A 4,373-nucleotide genomic window follows, 5' to 3' on the forward strand; every position below is an offset into this window, starting at 1 on the left:
GTCATTATGGTAACGCCCCGCATTGTGGACAATAGCAGCCAGTGGGATGAGCTGAAGCAGAGCTTAGCGCAAGGGCTGGAGCATGTTAGGTTGTAATTATTTGCTTCGGCTAAGAGATAAGCGTCAGTTAGGCTTGACAGTTCCTCGTGATCACGTTCTTTTAGCTAATCAGCAACGAGGCTTTACGTTAATTGAAGCCCTTGTCGCTAGCGCAATTCTGGCGGCGGTGATTGGATCGATGACTTTGCTTTATCAAGGAACCTTGACCGCTGAGCGTAGAGCGGCACAGAGCCTAGAGAAGAGTACGGCAATTCCATTTGTCATGGATTTGATTCGTTATCAGATCCGTATGGAAAGAACTACAGAAGGAGAAGGAGCGTTTCAGGGAGTTGAGTATCGTTGGCATGCGCAAGTTTTGCGGCAGGGCAAGGGTTATGTAGACCCAGATTTTGCGTTTGAATACTCGGATCTTACTGAGCGGTATATCTTGTGGCGTGTGACTCTTTATGTTGCTGACAGTGCTCCATTACAGTACAAGGAGTTTAGCTGGTGAAGGAACAGCAAGGCTTTACCTTGGTAGAAATGCTTGTTGCAAGTTCCATCATGATGGCGGTGCTACTTATTGCAACAACCAGTTATGGGTTCTTTCATGACCGCTGGTCCAAGCAGAACAACGCTTTTTATCAGCAGGTAGTCGAAAAGAAAAATCAGTTGATGTTGTTAGATGTATTGCGCGGTACGCTGCCTTTCGTAGTGAATCAACAAGGGAGCAGCTCGTATTTGTTTGTGGGCACTCAAGAATCAGTAGAATTTGTAACGGAGGCTCCTGTATTCACTGAAGGGACTGCGTTTGTGCAACTTTCGGTGGTTAGTGTGGGAGACGGCACATACCAGGTGCTGTACAAAGAGGCGCCAATTACCGACCGCCAATTAGTGTTAAGCGGAGTGAAGCCCGAGTTTAAGTACGAGAAGGTGTTCTTTGAAGACTTGCGCTTGTCGGGGTTTCGTTATTTGGGTTGGAGAAGCCTTGAAGACAAGAATCTTTTTCATGATACACGCGAAGGTTTGCCAGAGTGGATAAATGAATACAGCGGGGAGGCTATACGTGCAATGCCGCAGGCAATTGCAATTACCTTAGATCAACAAGTGCTTCGGTTTTTGGTTCCAGATGACAACAGCTATATGGTAACCCTTTCTGCAGATCTTTGGGGAGATACATAGTGTATCGTAAGTTCGGTTATCAACAAGGGATTGCGTTGATACAAGTATTGCTGATGACCGCAATTATCAGCGTTTTGGCAATGCAAATGGCTTACTCAGCAAAAAGCAAAGTAACTATAGCGCAATCTTTGCGGGACCGAGTGCTGGCAGAAGTTAAGTTGCGAGACGCGGAGTCTGAGTTGCTTTTTGCTTTATCTACATTGCCTTGGGATGCTACCAGTGCTGAAGGTATGAGTGCTAGATGGAATTTCTATGGAAAACCCTTTAGTTATGGAGATGGTATCTCGATTCGTATCCAGGATAGCGGCGGGTTGATATCACTATTTAATGGTGGTGACTCTCAAATGGTCGATCAGGTATTGCAGCGCGTGCTAGGAGACAGGCAGAAGGCTCGACTAGCTAGGGCGCAGATCATAGATGCTCAAGGCTACCATTCAGAGCATAGTGCTAGTGAGTTGTCTGGCCAGATGTTTCAAAGTTATAGCGAGTTGACCCAAGCACTAGGTCAACTACATGTTCCTGTTGAGCATCATTCAATGTTTACGCGAATGCCTTATGGTGCTTTTTTGCCGTTGTATGCACCCGATGCTGTATTAAAACACTGGCTTAGTGAAGGTGTCGCTGAGTCAATTATTGAAGCTCGTTCAGAGGGGCGATTGACGCAACAACTGTTTACCCAATTTACAGGCTTATATAAGAGTGATGATTTGATGTTCTACCCCAGTGGTAGTTTTTTAATTGAACTGGTTGTAGAGGAAGGGGCTTCACGAGCTAAGAATAACTTGTTTGTGAGTCTATCTCCCTTAAGTAATACCCAACCAATTAGGTTCTTTGGTGCAGAAGGATAGGCAATAACTGTGTCGTTTTTGGATTTTTTGGGGAACAAGTTAGTTCGTGTGGTGAATAAAACTGAGGATGAGAAGACGCTCTTCTCTAGCTCCCTCATATCAGTGATCCCAAGAAGTTGCTATAGGGAGCGTTTACTAACCTTTCCGGTTATGGATGCAAAGCAACTAAAGCTAGCTATTGCCATCGAAATCGAAGATAAAGCAAATACGCTTTACTTTATTCATTCAGCTAATAACAATGAAATTGCCGTTAGTTTATTCTATTTGTCGGATAATATTTCGGAACTTAGAGGTTTGTTGTTACCGGAAAGTCTGATTATTGGATATGGATATATACCTGGAGAGTGTATTGAGTATGACAACGGTAATGAAACCGTATTACTTGCGATAACAGCCAAATCAATTATTTCCCGTCAGGCTAAAGGTCGATTCGCAAATCGCGAGCTGTTTTCTGCTGCCCATGGAGTGCTAGGTAACAAGTTTTGCCAAGTGTCGTATCCGCAATATCAGCAAAAACTCTATCGACATTGGTGGCGACTGCCTGTTGCTGGATATATTGGGCTTTGGCGGCGTAATGCTGATTCTGAGCGGGGGTATGCTGATGCGTTAGCTAAATCGGTGTTACCTTTTTCTCTTATCTTTAGCGGATACTTGGCGTTAAGCACGTTTTACGAGTCATACCAACTCAATCAAGCAAAAGTTGAGTTGGCTAGTAAGCAGGAAGAAGTCGGTGGGGCGTTAGCCATTCGCAATGATGTCCGAGCTTTAGAGGCTGAATTTGAAGAGTTAAGCAATATTCAATCTAGACTGGGCAGTTGGTGGGAGCTGTGGCCTGCTCTTCAACCTATTTACGGAACTTCTGCACAAATAGAACGAGTGAGTGTTAACGAACAGTCGGTTACTTTGAGTGTGCGGGCCGAGTCTTCTAGCGCTGTGCTTGCCGAGTTATTGAGCAACCCTTGGGTTAAGTCTGCAAGCTTTACTAGTCCGGTTAGAAAAATAAGAGGCTTGGAAGTAGTGAATATTGAGTTGGCTCTCAACCAGCAGGTAGGCGAATAGTGATGGAGCAATATAAAAAGTACTTGCCTTGGTTATTGCTGTTAGTGTTGGCTAAGTTTGCTTGGATGCCAGTTATTGAGAATAGAAACTCTACGATGCTTGAGCGTAACTCTGTAGTGTCTCAGGTGGCTAGAACTCAAGATGTTATCGACAACAGCACAGCTTACATCGCCAGAAAGCAACAGCTTCAGGATAGCGTAAGCGAGCTAGAGTCTAACTTTGTGGAGTTTGATAATCCTTCGGAGTTTCGCTTGGATTTTCAGCGTTATTTAGAGTCGTTGAAATCTGGTTATGATGTGACGATTGAATCAATGAATTGGTTTGAGCCGATTTCAGAAGGGCGGGTTATTTGGTTTGGCCTTGAGGTTTCATTGTCTGGCGCTGTGGATGATATTGCGGCTTTTCATCGATCTTTGAACTCAAATAGTGGTGTGTCTATTAGCTCGCTCAATTGGAGGGTTAGGAGTACTCGAGGGAGCGAATGGCAATGGAATGTGCGTAGTCAATATCGTTTAGATATCCCAGTTATAGCAGGTGAGCAAGAATGAAGTACCTGACCAAAGAAGCTTTATACGTAGCGCTACCAATAGCAATTGTTGCAATTGCCGTTGATTTCTACAGCGCTCCATCGGTTTACTCGTCTAGTGACTATAACAGCTCTTTAATACTGCCTGATACTAATTTTGCTGGCCCCAGCTCCATTCCTGAAGAAGAAGCAGATTTACTGTTAGAACAGTTTGCGGCTACCAACCCTCATAAACAAGCTCGTGCCGTAGAAGCTGAGCTACTCGCGAAGTCTGACGAAGAGCACTCGGAGCCGGCCCTTAGAGATGGTGAGCAGCAGCTGGCAAACTTGGCTCTGCGCTTGTCCGGTGTGTTTGAGAAAAAATCGGTCTTATATGCTTTTGTTAGGGTGAGGGACTTAGAAAGTGGAGAAGAAACAAGAGAGATTGTCACTCAAGGAACAAGCTTGGGAGGTCTGACAGTGAGTCGCGTTGATTTGGAGCGGCTACTTCTTGTTGATTCAGCCGGAGAACAGCTCGAGTTAGTTCTATTTAAGCAATCAGCCGGATGATTCATATGTATACATGGAAGCGTTTTTCGGTAGTCCTATTTTTATTGCTTCAGGGCTGCGTATTAACAGATCCTTCGAGCCGCAACTATCAGTTAGAGAGCTCGTACTTAGAAAGTGCGGAGGCAGTAAGCGCGGAGGCCAGCGAGCCAGTTGCCGAAGCGGAGGTTAGT

General features: G+C 45.0%; 6 protein-coding genes. All 6 read left to right on the forward strand.

Features of this window, described 5'->3' with window-relative positions; translation table 11 throughout:
- Positions 1-82: 82 nt before the first annotated feature.
- The 6 genes from G461_RS0114405 to G461_RS0114430 are packed head-to-tail and all read left to right on the forward strand — an operon-like array spanning position 83 to position 4,203.
- On the forward strand, positions 83-553 hold the full coding sequence (locus tag G461_RS0114405; RefSeq protein WP_026972361.1) for a PilW family protein: 471 nt from the start codon (positions 83-85) through the stop codon (positions 551-553).
- Positions 550-1,221 (forward strand): prepilin-type N-terminal cleavage/methylation domain-containing protein, encoded by a 672-nt coding sequence (locus tag G461_RS0114410; protein WP_026972362.1) that lies wholly within the window; start codon positions 550-552, stop codon positions 1,219-1,221. The genes G461_RS0114405 and G461_RS0114410 overlap by 4 nt, the downstream gene beginning before the upstream one ends.
- Entirely contained in the window at positions 1,221-2,069 is an 849-nt protein-coding gene (locus G461_RS0114415; protein ID WP_026972363.1) for a hypothetical protein, read from the forward strand. The genes G461_RS0114410 and G461_RS0114415 overlap by 1 nt, the downstream gene beginning before the upstream one ends.
- Positions 2,070-2,078: 9 nt before the next feature.
- A complete protein-coding gene (locus G461_RS0114420; protein ID WP_026972364.1) occupies positions 2,079-3,128 on the forward strand; it encodes a hypothetical protein in 1,050 nt (349 codons plus the stop codon).
- A gap of 2 nt (positions 3,129-3,130) precedes the next feature.
- Positions 3,131-3,676 carry a hypothetical protein gene (locus G461_RS0114425; protein ID WP_035480388.1) on the forward strand — a complete coding sequence of 182 codons (546 nt, stop codon included), beginning with the start codon at positions 3,131-3,133 and terminating at the stop codon, positions 3,674-3,676.
- Positions 3,673-4,203: a hypothetical protein gene (locus G461_RS0114430; RefSeq protein ID WP_026972366.1), complete on the forward strand. Its 531-nt coding sequence runs from the start codon at positions 3,673-3,675 to the stop codon at positions 4,201-4,203. Before G461_RS0114425 ends, G461_RS0114430 begins: the two co-directional genes overlap by 4 nt.
- Positions 4,204-4,373 lie beyond the last annotated feature (170 nt).

Source organism: Aliagarivorans marinus DSM 23064, assembly GCF_000429485.1.
GTDB classification, from domain to species: Bacteria; Pseudomonadota; Gammaproteobacteria; order Enterobacterales; family Celerinatantimonadaceae; genus Aliagarivorans; species Aliagarivorans marinus.